10 protein-coding genes and 1 pseudogene are annotated in these 16,628 nt (G+C 68.0%); 8 read left to right on the forward strand and 3 right to left on the reverse strand.

Translation table 11 applies throughout. The features are described from left to right. Nucleotides 1–120 precede the first annotated feature (120 nt). The 7 genes from EV666_RS04485 (at nucleotide 121) to EV666_RS04515 (ending at nucleotide 11,368) form a co-directional block, all read left to right on the forward strand. Nucleotides 121–1,104 (forward strand): efflux RND transporter periplasmic adaptor subunit, encoded by a 984-nt coding sequence (locus EV666_RS04485; RefSeq protein ID WP_245514203.1) that lies wholly within the window; start codon nucleotides 121–123, stop codon nucleotides 1,102–1,104. Beyond that, nucleotides 1,101–4,190: an efflux RND transporter permease subunit gene (locus EV666_RS04490; RefSeq protein WP_132003697.1), complete on the forward strand. Its 3,090-nt coding sequence runs from the start codon at nucleotides 1,101–1,103 to the stop codon at nucleotides 4,188–4,190. The genes EV666_RS04485 and EV666_RS04490 overlap by 4 nt, the downstream gene beginning before the upstream one ends. Nucleotides 4,191–4,327: 137 nt before the next feature. Further along, the gene (locus EV666_RS04495; protein ID WP_132003700.1) at nucleotides 4,328–5,329 is read left to right on the forward strand and encodes an efflux RND transporter periplasmic adaptor subunit; all 1,002 of its coding nucleotides are present in this window, start codon (nucleotides 4,328–4,330) and stop codon (nucleotides 5,327–5,329) included. A gap of 241 nt (nucleotides 5,330–5,570) precedes the next feature. Beyond that, nucleotides 5,571–7,031, forward strand: coding sequence for an alpha/beta hydrolase (locus tag EV666_RS04500; RefSeq protein WP_132003703.1), 1,461 nt, complete (start codon nucleotides 5,571–5,573; stop codon nucleotides 7,029–7,031). Between the two features lie 556 nt (nucleotides 7,032–7,587). Continuing rightward, a complete protein-coding gene (locus EV666_RS04505; protein ID WP_132003788.1) occupies nucleotides 7,588–9,783 on the forward strand; it encodes a RelA/SpoT family protein in 2,196 nt (731 codons plus the stop codon). 31 nt (nucleotides 9,784–9,814) lie between these two features. Next, nucleotides 9,815–10,435 (forward strand): orotate phosphoribosyltransferase, encoded by a 621-nt coding sequence (gene pyrE, locus EV666_RS04510; RefSeq protein ID WP_132003706.1) that lies wholly within the window; start codon nucleotides 9,815–9,817, stop codon nucleotides 10,433–10,435. Between the two features lie 294 nt (nucleotides 10,436–10,729). Further along, entirely contained in the window at nucleotides 10,730–11,368 is a 639-nt protein-coding gene (locus EV666_RS04515; protein WP_132003709.1) for a LabA-like NYN domain-containing protein, read from the forward strand. Between the two features lie 344 nt (nucleotides 11,369–11,712). Here EV666_RS04515 and smpB read toward each other — a convergent pair whose 3' ends face one another. Together smpB and dapA are read right to left on the reverse strand one after the other, a co-directional pair. Next, nucleotides 11,713–12,186 carry an SsrA-binding protein SmpB gene (gene smpB, locus EV666_RS04520; protein WP_132003712.1) on the reverse strand — a complete coding sequence of 158 codons (474 nt, stop codon included), beginning with the start codon at nucleotides 12,184–12,186 and terminating at the stop codon, nucleotides 11,713–11,715. Between the two features lie 2 nt (nucleotides 12,187–12,188). Next, nucleotides 12,189–13,088: a 4-hydroxy-tetrahydrodipicolinate synthase gene (gene dapA / locus EV666_RS04525; RefSeq protein ID WP_132003715.1), complete on the reverse strand. Its 900-nt coding sequence runs from the start codon at nucleotides 13,086–13,088 to the stop codon at nucleotides 12,189–12,191. Between the two features lie 312 nt (nucleotides 13,089–13,400). Here dapA and EV666_RS04530 point away from each other — a divergent pair, with 312 nt between their 5' ends. Then, the gene (locus EV666_RS04530; protein WP_132003718.1) at nucleotides 13,401–15,767 is read left to right on the forward strand and encodes a lytic transglycosylase domain-containing protein; all 2,367 of its coding nucleotides are present in this window, start codon (nucleotides 13,401–13,403) and stop codon (nucleotides 15,765–15,767) included. Between the two features lie 627 nt (nucleotides 15,768–16,394). Here the strand turns inward: EV666_RS04530 and EV666_RS18155 are convergent. Continuing rightward, a pseudogene (locus tag EV666_RS18155) lies at nucleotides 16,395–16,628 on the reverse strand (porin); the annotation flags it as partial.

Here is a 16,628-nt window from a genome sequence, read left to right on the forward strand (position 1 = left end):
GACAGCGCGCGGTCGCATTGTCTCGCCGTTTCAGCGCTCATTGTCATGAGCCTCGCGCTCTGCGCCTGCGGAGAGGAGGACGCGAAAGCGCCTCCCGCGCCAGTCCGGCCGGTGCGGACCATGACGGTCGCGCCCCAGCCGCCAGCCTCCGCGCTCGCCTTCACGGGCCATATCGCGGCGCAGGATCGCGTCGACCTGTCGTTCCGCATCGGCGGCCGCGTTGTGGCGCGCGAGGCAGGCGTGGGCGCCCCGGTGCGTGAAAACGACGTGATCGCCCGGCTCGATCCGGCCAATGAACTCAATGACCTGCGCGCGGCGCGGGCGGCGCTTGCGGCCGCGGAAGGGCATCTGCGCGAAGCGGAGGGGCGTTACCTGCGCCAGTCCCAGCTGCTGGCGCGCGGCGTGATCTCGCGGGCCGATTTCGAGGCGGCGGAACAGGGCCGCCTCTCGGCCCGCTCCCAGGTCGCCGCCGCCCAGGCGCGCGTCGCTTCGGCGGAAGATATCGTGGGCTTCACCACGCTGAAGGCGGACGCGCCCGGCGTGGTGACGCGCGTCGGCGCTGAACCTGGCGAGGTGGTCGCTCCGGGGCGGATGATCGTGCAGCTTGCCCGGCGCGATGGCCGCGACGCGGTGTTCGAGGCCCCGGCCGACGTCGTCCGCGCCCTGCACGCGGGCGACGCCGCCACCGTCTCGCTGGCCGGCCAGCCAGGCGTGACGGCGCAGGGGCGGGTGCGGGAAATTTCCCCGCAGGCGGATCCGGTGACGCGCACGTTCACCGTGCGGGTCGGCCTCTCCGATCCGCCGCCCGCGCTGCGCCTTGGCGCCGCCGTATCGGTTCGCACCGGCGATGACGGCGAGGCGGCGATCCAGATTCCCGCGACGGCGCTGACGCGGCGCAAGGACAAGGGCATGGAAGCCGGCGTGTGGGTGGTTGACCCGGCGGCGTCGACGGTGTCGCTGCGCCAGGTCGAGGTGGTGGCCGCCGATCCGGCCATGGCGCAGATCGGCAAGGGGCTGGCCCCTGGGGACATCATCGTCACGGCGGGCGCGCATGTCCTGCGCGAGGGGCAGCAGGTGCGTCTGGGCGGAGCGGAAACACCATGAAATTCAACCTCTCGGAATGGGCGCTCCGAAGCCGCTCCGTCGTCATCTATCTGATGATCATCGCCGTCGCGGCGGGCGTGTTCGCGTTCGAGCGGCTCGGCCGCAATGAAGACCCCGCCTTCGTCATCAAGACCATGGTGGTGTCCGCCGCCTGGCCAGGCGCGACGATGGAGGACATGCTGACCCAAGTCACCGAGCGTCTTGAGCGCCAGCTTGAGGAAACGCCGGGCCTGGATACGGTCCGCAGCTTCACGCGCCCCGGTGTGACGACCATTTTCGTTGACCTGAAGCAGTCCACCCCGGCGCGCGACGTGCAGGACACGTGGTATCGCGTGCGTAATCTCGTCACCGACATGCGTCATACGCTGCCGGCGGGCGTGGTCGGGCCGCTGTTCAATGACCGGTTCGGCGACACGTTCGGCATTATCTACGGCTTTACGTCCGACGGCTTCTCGGGGCGCGAACTGCGCGACTATGTGGAAGCCGCGCGCTCGCGTCTGCTTCAGGTTCCGGACGTATCGAAGATCGAGATCATCGGCGCCCAGGACGAGCGCATCTTCATCGAGTTCTCCGTCAGGGAGCTGGCCAACCTCGGCATCGACCGCAACGCGCTGCTGGCGGCGCTGCAGAGCCAGAACGTGGTCCGCCCCGCCGGCGCCATCCAGACGCGCAACGAAACCATGTCGCTGCGGGTTTCCGGCGCGTTCGGATCGGAAGCCGACCTGCTCAACGTCAACTTCCCGGTGGGCGACCGCATGGTGCGCCTCGCTGACATCGCCACCGTGCGGCGCGGCCATGTGGATCCGCCGCAGCCGATGTTCCGCGTCAACGGGCGCGAGGCGATCGGCCTTGGCGTCGCCATGCGCGACGGCGGCGACATTCTCGCCCTCGGCCAGAACATCAAGACAGCCATGGCCGGGATCATCGCCAACCTTCCGGTGGGCGTCGAGGCGACGCTGGTCGCCGACCAGGCGGTGACGGTGGACCACGCCATCGCCGATTTCATGACCTCGCTCTGGCAGTCCGTGGCCATCATCATGGCGATGAGCTTTCTGAGCCTTGGCGTGCGCCCGGGCCTGGTGGTTGCGCTCTCCATTCCCCTCACCCTGGCCGTGGTTTTCGCGGTGATGCTGGTGTCCGGCATCGACATGCAGCGCATCTCGCTTGGCGCGCTCATCATCGCCCTCGCCCTGCTGGTCGACGACGCCATGACCACGACCGACGCGATGGTGACGCGGCTGGCCGCCGGCGACGACAAGGCCAGCGCCGCGACCTTCGCCTTCCGCAAATACGCCATGGCGATGCTCGCCGGCACGCTGGTCACCATCGCCGGCTTCCTGCCCATCGGCTTCGCGGCGAGCTCCGCCGGCGAGTACACCTTCTCCCTCTTCGCCGTGGTCAGCATGGCGCTGGTGGCGTCGTGGTTCGTGGCGCTGATCTTCGCGCCGGTGCTGGGCGTCGCCATGCTGAAGGCGCCGGCGCCTGGCGCGGAGCCGCCGGGCCCTGGCAAGGTGGAGCGCCTGTTCCGCCAGCTCCTCTCCGGGGCGATCCGGCTGCGCTGGGTCACCATCGGCGTGACGGTCGCGCTGTTCGTGCTGTCGCTGCTCGCCCTGCCGCTGGTGCCCCGGCAGTTTTTCCCGGCGTCGGACCGGCCGGAACTGCTGGTTGACCTGACGCTGCCCCAGAACGCCTCGATCTACGCCAGCGAGGACATGGTCAAACGCTTCGACGCGACGCTGAAGGATGATCCCGACGTGGCGCGCTGGAGCGCCTATGTGGGACGCGGCGCCATCCGCTTCTACCTGCCGCTGAACGCCCAACTGCCCAACAACTTCTTCAGCCAGGCGGTGATTGTCGCGAAGGACGTGCCGGCGCGCGAGCGCCTGCAGGCAAAACTGGAGAAGATGCTGGCGCACGACTTTCCCAATGTGGTGGCGCGCGTTTACCCGCTGGAGCTTGGACCGCCGGTGGGATGGCCAGTGCAGTACCGCGTCAGCGGCCCGGACATCACCGAGGTTCGTTCGATCGCCATGAAGGTCGCCCAGGCCATCGCCGCCAATCCCCGGACCGATCACGTCAATTTTGACTGGATCGAGCCGGCGCGGGAGTTGCAGCTGAAAGTGGACCAGGACGAGGCGCGGCGCCTGGGGCTCAGCTCCTCGGCGGTCGCCGCGGCGCTCAACTCCGTGGTGTCCGGCGCCACCGTCACCCAGGTGCGGGACGATATCTACCTCATCGACGTGGTGGCGCGGGCGCGCGACGCAGAGCGCGCCTCGCTGGAGACCCTGCGCAACATGCAGGTTTCGCTGCCCGGCGGGCGCACGGCGCCGCTGTCCCAGTTCGTGACCTTCAGCTATGGCCTCGACCAGCCGCTGGTGTGGCGCCGCGACCGCACGCCGACCCTGACGGTCGCCGCCGACGTTCGCCCCGGAACCCTGCCGGAAACGGCGGCCAGCGCCCTGAAGCCGTCGATCGAGGCGCTCAGCAGGAGCCTGCCGGCCGGCTACAGCATCGCCACCGGCGGCGCCGTCGAGGAAAGCGCCAAATCACAGGCCTCGGTTCTCGCCGTCGTGCCGGTGATGCTGCTGGTGATGCTCACCGTGCTGATGGCCCAGTTGCGCAGCTTCCGGCTGCTCGCCATCGTGCTCGTCATCGCGCCGCTTGGCCTGATCGGCGTGGTGGGCGCGCTGCTGCTGTCCGGCAAGCCGCTCGGGTTCGTGGCGCTGCTCGGCGTTCTCGCCCTCATCGGCATCATCACCAAGAACGCGGTGATTCTCATCGGCCAGATCGAGGCCGAGCGGGCCGATGGCAAAAGCGTGGTGGACGCGGCGCTCGACGCCGCCGCCACCCGTTTCCGGCCGATCATGCTGACGGCGATCTCGACAGTGCTCGGCATGATCCCCATCGCGCCGACCGTGTTCTGGGGGCCGATGGCCTTCGCCATCATGGGCGGGTTGCTGGTGGCGACCGTGCTGACGCTGGTGCTGCTGCCCGTGCTTTACGTTACGGTCTTCAACCGGAGCCGGTCGGCGCGGGCCGCGCCCGGCGCCCCGGCCGCGACCACCGCTGTGGGAGTTTCGGCATGATCCGGTTTCCAGCCAGACGGTCCCTGCCCAAACGGTCCCTGCCCCGAAGCGTTCTGGGCGTGGCGGCCGCAGTCAGCCTGGCGGCGCCGCTCATCGCCTGCTAGGAGGCGGCGCCGCCAGCGGCGGAAGGGCGTCCGGTGGGCGTCATCCGCGCCGAGGCCGGCGCGGTCGCCAGCGACGTGCGGCTGAGCGGTGAAATCCAGGCCGAGAAAAGCGTTGGCCTCGCCTTCCGCATCAATGGCCGCGTCAGCGAACGGAACGTCAATGTGGGCGACCGGATCAGCGCCGGCCAGGTGGTCGCCCGCCTCGATCCGACGCTGGAGCGCAATGAGCTGACGGCGGCCCAGGCGTCGCTGAACGCGGCGCGCGGCGAGCTCGACACCGCCCGCAATACCTTCACGCGCCAGGAGCGCCTGATGGCGCAGGGCTTCACCACGCGACCACGTTTTGACCAGGCCCTGCGGGCCCGGGAGACCGCGCAGGCCGCGGTGGAGAACGCCGAGGCGCGGGTGGAGCTGGCGCGGGACAGGCTGGCCTTCACCGAACTGCGCGCCGGGGTCCCGGGGGTGGTGACGGCCCGCTCCATCGAACCTGGCGAGGTGGTGCAGCCAGGACAGGTGGTGATCACCATGGCGCGGGAGGAAGGACGCGACGCGGTCTTTCAGGTTCCGGCCAGGCTGCTGGAGGATCACGCGGGAACCTATCGGGTTCGCGTCGCCCTCGCCGACAATCCCGCGGTGAGCGCCATCGGAACGGTGCGTGAGGTCGCGATCCAGGCTGACCCCGCCACGCGCGCTTTCCCGGTCAAGGTCAGCCTCACCGATCCGCCGGAGGCCATGCGCCTCGGCGCCACGGTGACCGGGGTGCTGGAAATCAGCACGCCGTCGATCATCGCCATCCCGGCCAGCGCGCTGACCCAGCAGGGTGCGACGCCGGCGGTGTGGGTGGTCGATCCGGCCACCTCGACTGTGTCCCTGCGCCCTGTCGACGTGCTGCGTTTCGACCCGGACAAGGTGATCGTCGCGCATGGCCTGGAGCCGGGGGACATTGTTGTCTCGGCGGGCGTGCAGGCGTTGCACCCGGGCCAGCGCGTGCGGCAGTTGCCGGCGCGGTCTGCGGCGCGCGGCGGCCCGGCGTGATCCGCGCTCTTGCCGCGCCCGCGCGTGATCCGGGCGGCTGTTCCATAAACCTGGCGATGTGAACACATATGGCGCGCGCTCGCCGCTGGTTGCAAAGCCGGTCGCGCTGGCCCGGGGAAAGTATGACCAACCAACAGACAAAACGCCTGCTGGCCCGTGGCGCCGCGACGCCGGTGCTGGCTGGCGCCGTCGCGGCGCCGGCCCGGCGCATCGGTTGACCGGACGCGCCATGAAACGGACCATGCGCGGGCGCCTCCTCCGATATCTCCGGCGCGCTGTGGTGCTCGCCAGCGTGGTCGTGGCGACCCTGCTGGGCGCCCGGGCCTTCGACGCCTGGCGCAGCGCGCCGCTGAGCCCCTGGCATACGTTCGCGCCGGAAGAGCTGTCACGCGACGAGCTTCAGCACGCGACCTGGGAGCGTTATCTGGCGGCTGAACAGCGGATTTTCGCGGAGGTTCGCGCGAGGGTTTCAGACAGGCTGCCGCCGGAACTGCGCACGGAGCTCAACCGCTATGCGCCCGGCAGCCGGGTGTATCCGGGCAACTTCGCCACCGACTGGAACCGCTCGACCATCCTCGCGCCAGGCGGCGCCCCGCGCGGCGCGGCCGTGTTCCTGCACGGCCTCACCGACGCGCCCTACAGCCTGCGCCACATCGCCCAACGCTATCGCGAGGCGGGTTTCGTTTCCGTCATCATCCGCATGCCCGGCCATGGCGCGACGCCGGGCGGTCTCACTGGCGTTGAATGGGAGGACTGGCTCGCCGCCACGCATCTCGCCGTGCGGGAGGCGCGCAAGCGCAGCGGGCCAGGCAAGCCGCTGCATGTCATAGGCTATTCCAATGGCGGCGCGCTGGCGCTGATGTACGCCATGGACGCCATGGACAACGCCGCCCTGGCGAAGCCAGACCGGCTTGTGCTGCTGTCGCCGATGGTGGGCGTCACCGCCTTTGCCCGCTTCGCGGGGCTGGCGGGATTGCCGGCCATCTTCCCGGCCTTCGCCAAGAGCGCCTGGCTGGGCGTTCAGCCGGAATTCAATCCGTTCAAATTCAATTCGTTTCCGGTCAACGCGGCGCGCCAGTCGCATCTGCTGACCAGCGCCCTGCAACAACGTTTGCTGGCGCACGCCCGCGACAACCGCTGGCAGGGCATGCCGCCAGTGTTGACCTTTCAGTCCACGGTCGACGCCACGGTGTCGTCGCAGGCGGTCATCGACGCGCTGTACGCCCAGCTGCCCGCTAACGGCAGCGAGCTTGTGCTGTTCGACATCAACCGGGCCGCGCATTTCGCGCCCCTGTTCCGCCCCGGCCTCGCCGCGGAGGCGGACCGGATCAAGGCGGGAAGCCCGCGCCGGTTCCGCCTGAGCGTGATCACGGCCAACGGATCGGGCGCGGCGGTCGCCCGCGTCACAGAAGCGGGCGCGGCGACGGAACAGACGCGTGACCTCGGGCTGTCCTGGCCGCGCGACGTGTTTTCCCTCTCGCATGTGGCCCTGCCGTTTCCCATGCAGGACGGACTTTATGGCCTGACCCCCGATCCGGCCGACAACTTCGGCGTGACGCTGGGGGCGCTGGCGATCCGCGGTGAGCGCGGCGCGCTGGTCATTGGCATGGACACGTCGCTGCGCATGTCCTCAAACCCGTTCTATCCCTACATGATCAGCCGCATCATGGCGGACGTCGGCCTGGAGAAGGCGCGACGCTGACCAGCAACGCCGCCTCCCGGGTTCACAAGACGCCAGGCTACTGCGGGCATGACCAGGCGGCGCCATGGCGTCCCATTGGCGCGCCTTCCCGCCGCGCGGCCGGCGCGGCTTCTGCAAGGCGTGTTCCTGTCGCGGCGAAGCCAGACCGGCTGTTGCAGGCGGGGAACGACGCCTGCTTTTCGTGAAAACGCATCGGGCGGTGGTTTGACGAAAGCCACGGGCCGTTTCATAGAACTGTTACAGGCAGCGCATGAAAGGCGCTCGCATCCAGGCAAACCGCCGCCCCGGCGGGGTCTGACCGGGCTCCCATCTTGTCCGTCTGCTTTGGCGCATTGTTCCGACGCGCAGGCATATCTGCGCCGCCGGGAAATGCTACAGGTGCGCATCCGTGGCGAAGCAAAAGAATATCAGCAAGAATGACGCGCCGTCGCCGGCGCCCGCCAGCAGCGCCCCGGCGACCGGAGCGCCCGTGGCCGTGATCTCCAGCGGCGAAAGCGCCGTCGCGCCCGCGCCGCAAGCCGCGCCTGAGGTCAAAAAACCGGCCCGCAAGCCGTTCATGCGCCAGTACGAGCTGGTCGAGCGGGTCAAGAGCTATGACCCCGACGCCGACGAAGCCCTGCTCGATCGCGCCTATGTTTACGCCATGCGCGCCCATGGCAGCCAGGTGCGCGCCTCCGGCGATCCCTATTTCAACCATCCGCTCGCTGTCGCCGCCATTCTCTGCGACATGAAGCTGGACGACGCGACCATCGTCGCCGCCATCCTGCACGACGTCATCGAGGACACCGACGCCACCCGCGAGGAGATCGACCGGCTGTTCGGCGCGGAGATCGGGGCGCTGGTCGATGGTCTGACCAAGATCAAGAAGCTCGATTTCGTCTCGCGCAAGGCGCAGCAGGGCGAGAATTTCCGCAAGCTGCTGCTCGCCATCGCCGCGGACGTGCGGGTTCTGCTGGTGAAGCTGGCCGACCGGCTGCACAACATGCGCACCCTGGAGTTCGTGCCGCCGCACAAACGCCAGCGCATCGCCCAGGAAACCCTGGACATCTATGCGCCGCTGGCCGGCCGCATGGGCATCCAGGAGATGCGGCAGGAGCTTGAAGAGCTTTCCTTCCACTATCTCAACGGCGACGCCCAGCAGACCATCAAACGCCGGCTGGAAGAGATGGTGGGGCGCAGCGGCGCCCTGATCGAAGGCATTGAAGGCGACCTGCGCGACCGGCTGGCGGCGGCGGGGATCGACGCGGTGGTCAGGGGGCGCGCCAAGTCGCCCTATTCGATTTTCCGCAAGATGGAGCGCAAGTCCGTCGGCTTCGAACAACTGTCGGACATCTTCGGCTTCCGCGTCATCGTCAACAGCGTCGCCGACTGCTATCGCGCCCTTGGCGTGGTCCACACCACCTGGCCGATGGTGCCGGGCCGGTACAAGGATTACATCTCCACTCCCAAACAGAACGACTACCGTTCGATCCACACCACGGTGGTCGGCCCGGGGCACCAGCGGGTCGAGCTGCAAATCCGCACCCGCGACATGGACAGCGTCGCCGAACTCGGCATCGCCGCCCACGCCCTCTACAAGGAGGGACTGAACGACAACGACGCCCTGGCGGTGGAAAGCCGCGCCTATCGCTGGCTGCGCCGCACGGTGGACCTGCTGGCGGAAGGCGACAGCCCGGAGGAGTTTCTGGAGCATACCCGGCTGGAGCTGTTCCACGACCAGGTGTTCTGCTTCACGCCCAAGGGCCGGCTCATCGCCCTGCCGCGCGGCGCCACGCCCATCGACTTCGCTTACGCCGTGCACACCGACGTGGGCGACAGCGCTGTCGGCGTGAAGATCAATGGCCGGCTGTCGCCGCTTCTGTCGGAATTGCAGAACGGCGACGAGGTCGACATCATCCGCGCCAACGGCCAGACGCCGCCGGCGGCGTGGGAGAGCCTGGTGGTGACCGGCAAGGCGCGCGCCGCCATTCGCCGCGCCTCGCGCAGCGCCGTGCGCAAGCAGTACGCCGGCCTTGGCCAACAGATCCTGGAGCGCGCCTTCGAGCGCGCCGGCAAGGCGTTCTCCGACGACAAGCTGCGCGGCGCCCTGCCCCGCCTCGCCCGCCAGTCGGTCGAGGACGTGCTGGCGGCGGTGGGCCGCGGCGAAATCTTCTCCGGCGACGTGGTGAAGGCGATCTATCCGGATTATCAGGAAGACAGCCGCGTCAGCCCGGACGCCCCGTCGATGGCCGGCTGGTTCGACCTGAAAACCGACAGCAGCGTCAAGCTGCAACTGCCCGGCAACAACCAGGACAACCCCGGCGCCCTGCCGATTCGCGGCGCCGGCAAGGATCTGCCGGTGCGCTTCGCCCCAGGCGGCGGCGCCGTGCCGGGCGACCGCATCATCGGCATCTTCACCCTGGGCGAGGGCGTGACGATCTACCCGATCCAGTCGCCGGCGCTGGCCGGTTTCGAGAATGAGCCGGAGCGGTGGATTGACGTGCGCTGGGACGTGGACGGACGCAACCGCCAGCGCTTCCCGGCGCGCATCCGGATGAAGTCGATCAACGAGCCCGGCAGCCTGGCCCAGATCACCCAGGTGATCGCCGACCACGACGGCAATATCGACAATGTGTCGATGGTGCGCCCCACCGCCGACTTCACCAATGTGACGGTTGACCTCGCCGTCTGGGACCTTAAACACCTCAACAACATCATCGCGGAGCTGCGCGCCAAACGCGTCGTCAACAACGTCGAACGCGTTATTGAATAGGCGTCGTAGCCCGAACACCAGTGCAAGGCTCATGACCCAGCAAGACACGTCCACCCAGGCAGACGCCCGGATCCAGGAAGAAACCCTGGCGGAATTCCGCGACGCCGGCGCCCTGCTGGAGGGCCACTTCATCCTGTCCTCGGGGCGGCGCAGCCCCGTGTTCATCCAGAAGATGTTCATCTTCCAGGATCCGGCGCGCACCGAGCGCGTCTGCAAGGCGCTGGCCCGCAAGGCCGAGGCGGCCTTCGGCAAGATCGACGTGGTGGTTTCGCCGGCGGTCGGCGGCATCGTGCCTGGTTACGAAACCGCGCGGCACCTGGGCGCCAAAGCGATCTTCGTCGAGCGTGTCGAGGGCCAGTTTGAACTGCGCCGCGGCTTCGAAATTCCGGCCGACGCGCGCGTGCTGATGGTCGAGGACATCATCACCACGGGGCTGTCGTCGCGCGAGTGTCTGGCCGCCATCGCCCGCTATTCGGCCAATGTGGTGGGCGCCGCCTGCCTGATCGACCGCTCCGGCGGCAAGGTCGACATCGGCGCGCCGCTGGTGTCGCTGGCCGCGATCGAGGTGCCGGACTATGCGGCGGACCAGCTGCCGCCAGAACTCGCGGCGATCCCGGCGGTCAAACCCGGAAGCCGCGGCCTCGTCGCCTGAGACCCCCGGCATCGCGCGGCGCCAGCCACGCCCGCGTCGCCGCGCGGGATGCGCTGATCGCGCGGGCTACGCCGATCCGCGCGGGGGCGCGCCGGCTGGCGTGTCTGCGCGGCCCTTTCGGCCCAATGGACGCTCCGTCGAACGCTCTCCGCCTCCCGGAGCCGTCAACCGGTTAACCTGGACAATTGTAGACCTGATGCTTTTCGTCTAGTGTCAGGGGCGTTCTTCCGATACTTCGCGATTTGATTTCCCGCCGGCGCGACGACAGTCCCCGGCCCATTCATTTGAGGCGCCATGACGAGCCGCGACCGCATTGCTTTGTTCATTGACGGAGCAAACCTGCACGCAACCGCCCGCAATCTCGGCTTCGAGATTGATTACAAACGACTTTTGAAAGAGTTCAACGCCCAGGGCGTGCTCGTTCGCGCCTATTATTACACGGCGATGATCGACGACCAGGAATACTCTTCGCTGCGCCCGCTGGTGGACTGGCTCGACTACAACGGGTTCCGCGTCGTCACGAAACCGGCCAAGGAGTTCATCGACGCCTCGGGCCGCCGCAAGGTCAAGGGCAACATGGACATCGAGCTGGCCATCGACGCGCTCGACATGGCGCCCTACCTCGACCGGGTGGTGCTGTTTTCCGGCGATGGCGACTTCCGCTCCCTGGTCAACGCCCTGCAACGCCGGGGGCTTCGCGTCACCGTGATTTCCTCGATCGTGACCCAGCCGCCGATGGTGGCCGACGAGCTGCGCCGCCAGGCTGACGAGTTCATCGATCTTGCCAATCTGGCCGCGCGGGTCGGCCGGGATATCGCCGAGCGCGGTCCGCGCGGCGAGCGCGCGCCAGAGGGGCGCGGCGAAGACCGCCCGCGCAACCTGCAAAGCCGCTATGGCATTCGCCAGAATGGCGACGAGGAAGTGGAGCCGTAACCGCACGTCGGGGCGCGCGGCCGGCATGTCCCGGGCGTTGCCGGCGCGTCCAGGGCCGCGTCAGTTCTTCCGGAGCGGCGCCAGGAGCACGGCCCGAAGATATGCCGATGGAAGATACGCCGGCGGCGGGGTGAAACGGGCTCCGTGAGGGCGGCGAGCGCCTCAGCTGGCGGGCCGGCGCCCAGCAGCAAGACATCCTCCGCCAGCAGGATAGTCATCGTTCCGCCAGAAAGAACCTGCGCCCCTCCGGGTAAACAGAGCCGGCCCCGGCCGATGCGGATGCACGCCGGAGCGGGCATCCGTTAGCCGTGCAACCGTGCGGCGGCGGCTTCGCCGTTCGCCGCTTATCCCTTGTCGCGCAACAGTCGGCCCTTCTCCCGCTCCCACTCCCGCTTCTTGACCGTCTCGCGCTTGTCGGCGGCGTTCTTGCCGCGCGCCAGCGCCAGCTCGACCTTGGCCCGACCCCGGTCGTTGAAGTAGACGCGCAGCGGCACGATGGTGAAGCCGTCGCGCTGCACGGCGCCGATCATCTTGCTGATCTGGCGGGCGTGCAGCAGCAGGCGGCGCGGCCGCTTCGGCTCATGGTTGAAGCGGTTCGCCTGCAGGTACTCAGGAATGTAGGCGTTGAACAGGAACAGCTCGTTGCCGGAAGGGCCGGCATAGGATTCGCCGATCGTCGCCTTGCCGGTGCGCAACGATTTGACTTCGGTGCCGGTCAACGCAATGCCCGCCTCAACCGTTTCAACGATTTCGTAGTTGAAACGGGCCTTGCGGTTGTCCGCCACGATCTTGCGGTCGTCCTTGCTGGCAGCGGCCATGCTCAGGCGCTCTCCAGCAATCCGGCGTGGACCATCGCCGCCCGCACCGCGACCTGGCCCAGATCCGTCACCGGCACGATCGGCAGGCGCACATGCGGCCCCATGCGGCCCAGCAGCGACAGGGCGTATTTCGCCGGAGACGGGCTGGGCTCGCAGAACAGATTCATGTTCAGGGGCATCAGCCTGTCGTTGAGCAGGCGCGCATGGTCGTACTCTCCGGCCAGGCAGGCGTTCTGGAACTCGCTGTACAGCGCCGGCGCGACATTGGCCGTCACCGAGATGCAACCATGGCCGCCATGGGCCATGAAGCCAAGACAGGTTCCGTCCTCGCCCGACAGCTGGATGAAGTCCTCGCCCATGGCGAGGCGCTGCATGCTGATGCGGGTGATGTTGGCGGTCGCGTCCTTCACGCCGACAATGTTGGGCAATTCATAAAGGCGCTTCATGGTGTCGATCGACATGTCGACGATGGAGCGACCCGGAATATTGTAGATGAAGATCGGGATGCCGACCGCGTCGTTCACGGCCCGGAAGTGCTGGTACATCCCCTCCTGGCTCGGCTTGTTGTAGTAGGGCGTCACCACCAGCAGCGCGTCGGCGCCAGCCTGTTCCGCGTGCCGGGCCAGATCAACGGCTTCGCGCGTGTTGTTGGAGCCGGCGCCAGCGATGACCGGGGCGCGCCCTTTTGCCTCGGCGATACACCACTCGACAACCTTGCGGTGCTCGTCATGGGAGAGTGTCGGGCTTTCGCCCGTGGTGCCGACGGGCACCAGCCCATGAACCCCATTGGTGATCTGCCAGTCCACGTGAGCGCGAAAGGCCCCTTCGTCGAGCTCTCCATCGGCGCCAAACGGCGTCACGAGGGCGGTAAAAGCTCCCTTGAAGTTCGTGTGCGTTGTCATGAATGTTCCTGGACTGTGACGCCGCAAGGCGGAGTATCCGCCAGCAAATTGATATCTGATACCCTGAACCCGGTCATGCCCCGGAAACGCGGTGGTCAAACCAGACGCCTCCGCGCATTTACGTCCATTTAACCATAAATGCTGCTGAATCGGACCCAAAGACGTCAGACTGGCCGCATCTGCTGCCTGACTGATGTCTCATTCCTGTCCTATCGAACACGTGCCGCTCACGCGGGAGTGAGATCATGGATGGCAGGCTCCCGCGCTGGATTAAAGACATACCTGCTCTTTTGAACTCGTGGAAGGGCGCCGATGACCCAGCCCCGTGAAAACGCCGCGCAAGGCGCCCCGCAACACCGCCGCCGGCCACGCCGGCGCATTCTCGCCGCTGGCGCGACGGCCGCCGCCGGCGCTGTCGCCGTCGGCGCGCTCTACGCCGGCCTGCACTGGGGACCCGGATTTCACGTCGCAAAAATCAAAACGCCGCCCAAGGTGATTCCGCCGCGCGTGCAGCAGCAGGCCGCATCGCCGCCGGTCATAACAATGCCAGCGCCAAAGCCGCCTGGCCTTGTCGAGCGGGCCGGCGCCGTGGCGCTTCCCGCTCCGTTGACCGATCCGGCGCTGACTGTCAACGACCGGCCAATCGTGGCCCCGCCTACCGGCGTTGCGACGGCGGTGTTGCGCCAGGCCATCGACGCCTACCGGGGCGGCAAGCTGGCCGACGGCGACGCCGCGGCGGCGCGGCTCAACGACCCCGCTGCCCGCGCCCTGCTGGAATGGCTGGCCATCCGCTACAATGGCCCGTCCATGCCCTTCGGGCGGATCGACGCCTTTTTACGCAAGTATCCCGACTGGCCCTCCGGCGATCTGGCGCAGCGTCAGGCCGAATACGCGCTGATGCGGCAAAAGGCCGGCCCTGACGCGGTCATCGCCTTTTTCACCGGCAAGGAGCCCGAGACGCCGCATGGGACGTTGCTGCTGGCGGACGCGCGCCGCGTCCGCGGCGACACAACGAGCGCCGCCCGGCTCGTCATCAACATGTGGCGCAATGATCCGCTGCCGGCGGCAATCGAGAAGCGCCTGGTCGCGGATTATCCGCAGCAGTTGACGCAGGCCGAGCACCGCAATCGCATGGAACACTTCCTGCTTCGGGAAAAGTGGGATGTGGCGCTGCGCGCGGCGGCGCTCGCCGGACCTGACCATGTAAAGCTCGCCCGCGCGCGCATGGCGGTCGCCCAGGTGAAGCAGCCCGGCAAAGCGGCGGAAAAGGCGCTGGAGGCGGTCCCCGCCGCACTGCGCAAGGATCCGTCGTGGCAATTTTCCAAGGCGCTGTTCCTGCGCAAGAAAGACGACAATGACGGCGCCCTGGCCATCCACAAGAGCGTGCCGCCTGAGGCGCTGGATCTGGACGGCGGCGACGAATGGTGGATCGAGCGGCGCATCCTCGCCCGCCGTTATCTCGACGCAGGCAAGGCGGATATCGCCTATGATCTCGTGCGCCGCCACGGCGCCGAGCGCGACGCCCTGAAAATCGAGGCGGAATTCCATGCCGGCTGGATCGCCCTGCGTTATCTCGGCAAGGCGGACGCGGCGCTGGCCCATTTTGACGCCGCCGCAAAAATCGCCGGCACGCCGGTTTCCCTGGCGCGCACGTCCTACTGGCGGGGCCGCGCTCATGAGGCCCTGGGCGATCTGGCGGCGGCCCGCGCCGATTACGACGCCGCGGCGCGCCATGGCGCCACCTATTATGGCCAGCTGGCGCGCATCAAACTGGCCGGAAACACCCTTTCGGTCAGCCCGCCGGAGCCGCCGGCGACACGCGACGCCATCGACAGCCTGCCCGTAAGGGCGATCCGGCTGTTGCATGAGGCGGACGCGGACGACCTCGCCACGCCACTCTACGTGGGCGTGGCCAGGACGCTGGACGACCCCGGGGTCATTGATCTGGTCGCGCGCCTCGCCGCCAATCGCAATGACGCGCGCGCCATGGTCATGATCGGCAAGGCGGCGATGCAGCGCGGCCTGCCGCTGGCGGAGATCGCGTGGCCGGTGCAGGGCGTGCCGCTATTCACGCAGGCCGGCAAGACCGTGGAACGGGCCATGGTGCTGGCCATTTCCCGCCAGGAAAGCGTGTTCGATCCAGCCGCCATGTCCCCGGCCGGCGCGCGCGGCCTCATGCAATTGATGCCGGCCACGGCGCAGCGCACGGCGCAGCGCGCCGGCCAGCCGTTTGATCAGGGGCGCCTGACCACCGACGCGGTCTATAACGCCAAACTTGGCGCCTGGCATCTGGGAGACCTGCTGGACGACTGGCGCGGCTCCTACATCCTCACCTTCGCCGCCTACAACGCCGGGGGCGGTAATGTGAAGAAATGGATCGCCGCCCATGGCGATCCGCGCGATCCCAATGTGGACCCGGTCGACTGGGTCGAACTCATTCCGTTCAGTGAGACGCGTAACTACGTGCAGCGGGTCATGGAAAACCTGCAGGTCTACCGGCAGCGCCTGAAACCTGGCGCCCCCCTGCGCATCGCCGATGATCTGAAGCGCGGCATGGCCACGACGACCGCCAGCAGTCCTGCGCCGTCGCAGGCTCCAGTCCCGGTCGCCGCCGCCCTCACCGCCTCCACGGAAACCACCGCCAGCATCAGGCCGGCAGAGCCCGTGGCGGCGGACTGACAGGCCGGCCGCGCGGAAACAACGCGGCGCGTTCTGGCCTTACGTCACCGGCTGGAGGGCGCCAGGAATACGTATTCAGGAACACGTCGCCTGGAACACCTGGCCAGGAACACCTGGTCAGGAACACTTTGCCTGAAGCCGCCGCGCGGGACGTCATGGAAGCGCGCCCAGGAATGAGGCGCCAGAACTGGCCGGGCGATTGCCGGAACATCAATCCGGGCGCGGGCGCATGCGCCGGTAACCGTCCAGGTTCTGGCCAGAAGACCTTTGCGCGTACCGCTTCGCGCACCTGCCTGATCCCGTTGCCGCCGGTGATCTTGCCGACGCCGGCTGACGAGGGCGGCGGTCACATGTGCCGATCATGACCCGGAAGCGCGCCACCTGAACCTGTGAACGCAAGCCACGGCGCGCAGCTCCGGAACAACCGCCCCCGGTTGCGGCCGGCCGGGCGCGCCATGGCTGTTGGCTGCGGGATGCCGGGCAAGGACCGGGCGGGCTCTGCGCGCCCAAGCCCCCAAGCCCCCCGGGCCTTCACGCGGCGCTGTTCGCCCACATCAGCCTGTTGCAAATACAAAAAAACCCCGGCTTGCGCCGGGGTTCTCTGGACTGAATGCTGCTGGACAGCAATCAGAAGGTGCGGTCGATACGCAGGCGGGTCAGCCAGTTGTCGTCGAACGTCGTGGTCTTGCCGGTCAGCGTGCCATACTTGTTGGCGTCGTAGACGCGACCCTTGGCGATGTCGAGGCGCTGGTAGAGCACTTCCACACCGATATCCAGGTCCTTCACCGGCGACCAGACCAGGTTCGTCAGGCCGACGAACATGTTGTAGTCGCGCAGGTACGGGCTGTAGATGCCGCTGTT

Origin of the sequence: Camelimonas lactis, from assembly GCF_004342915.1 — a bacterium.
Lineage (GTDB): Bacteria > Pseudomonadota > Alphaproteobacteria > Rhizobiales > Beijerinckiaceae > Camelimonas > Camelimonas lactis.

What these genes read in the sequence shown, in the direction of transcription:
- EV666_RS04485 (WP_245514203.1), top strand. Translation starts at nt 121, where the DNA reads ATGACGGTCGCGCCCCAGCCGCCAGCCTCCGCGCTCGCCTTCACGGGC.
- EV666_RS04490 (WP_132003697.1), top strand. Translation starts at nt 1,101, where the DNA reads ATGAAATTCAACCTCTCGGAATGGGCGCTCCGAAGCCGCTCCGTCGTC.
- EV666_RS04500 (WP_132003703.1), top strand. Translation starts at nt 5,571, where the DNA reads ATGCGCGGGCGCCTCCTCCGATATCTCCGGCGCGCTGTGGTGCTCGCC.
- EV666_RS04505 (WP_132003788.1), top strand. Translation starts at nt 7,588, where the DNA reads ATGCGCCAGTACGAGCTGGTCGAGCGGGTCAAGAGCTATGACCCCGAC.
- pyrE (WP_132003706.1), top strand. Translation starts at nt 9,815, where the DNA reads ATGACCCAGCAAGACACGTCCACCCAGGCAGACGCCCGGATCCAGGAA.
- EV666_RS04515 (WP_132003709.1), top strand. Translation starts at nt 10,730, where the DNA reads ATGACGAGCCGCGACCGCATTGCTTTGTTCATTGACGGAGCAAACCTG.
- smpB (WP_132003712.1), bottom strand. Translation starts at nt 12,186, where the DNA reads ATGGCCGCTGCCAGCAAGGACGACCGCAAGATCGTGGCGGACAACCGC.
- dapA (WP_132003715.1), bottom strand. Translation starts at nt 13,088, where the DNA reads ATGACAACGCACACGAACTTCAAGGGAGCTTTTACCGCCCTCGTGACG.
- EV666_RS04530 (WP_132003718.1), top strand. Translation starts at nt 13,401, where the DNA reads ATGACCCAGCCCCGTGAAAACGCCGCGCAAGGCGCCCCGCAACACCGC.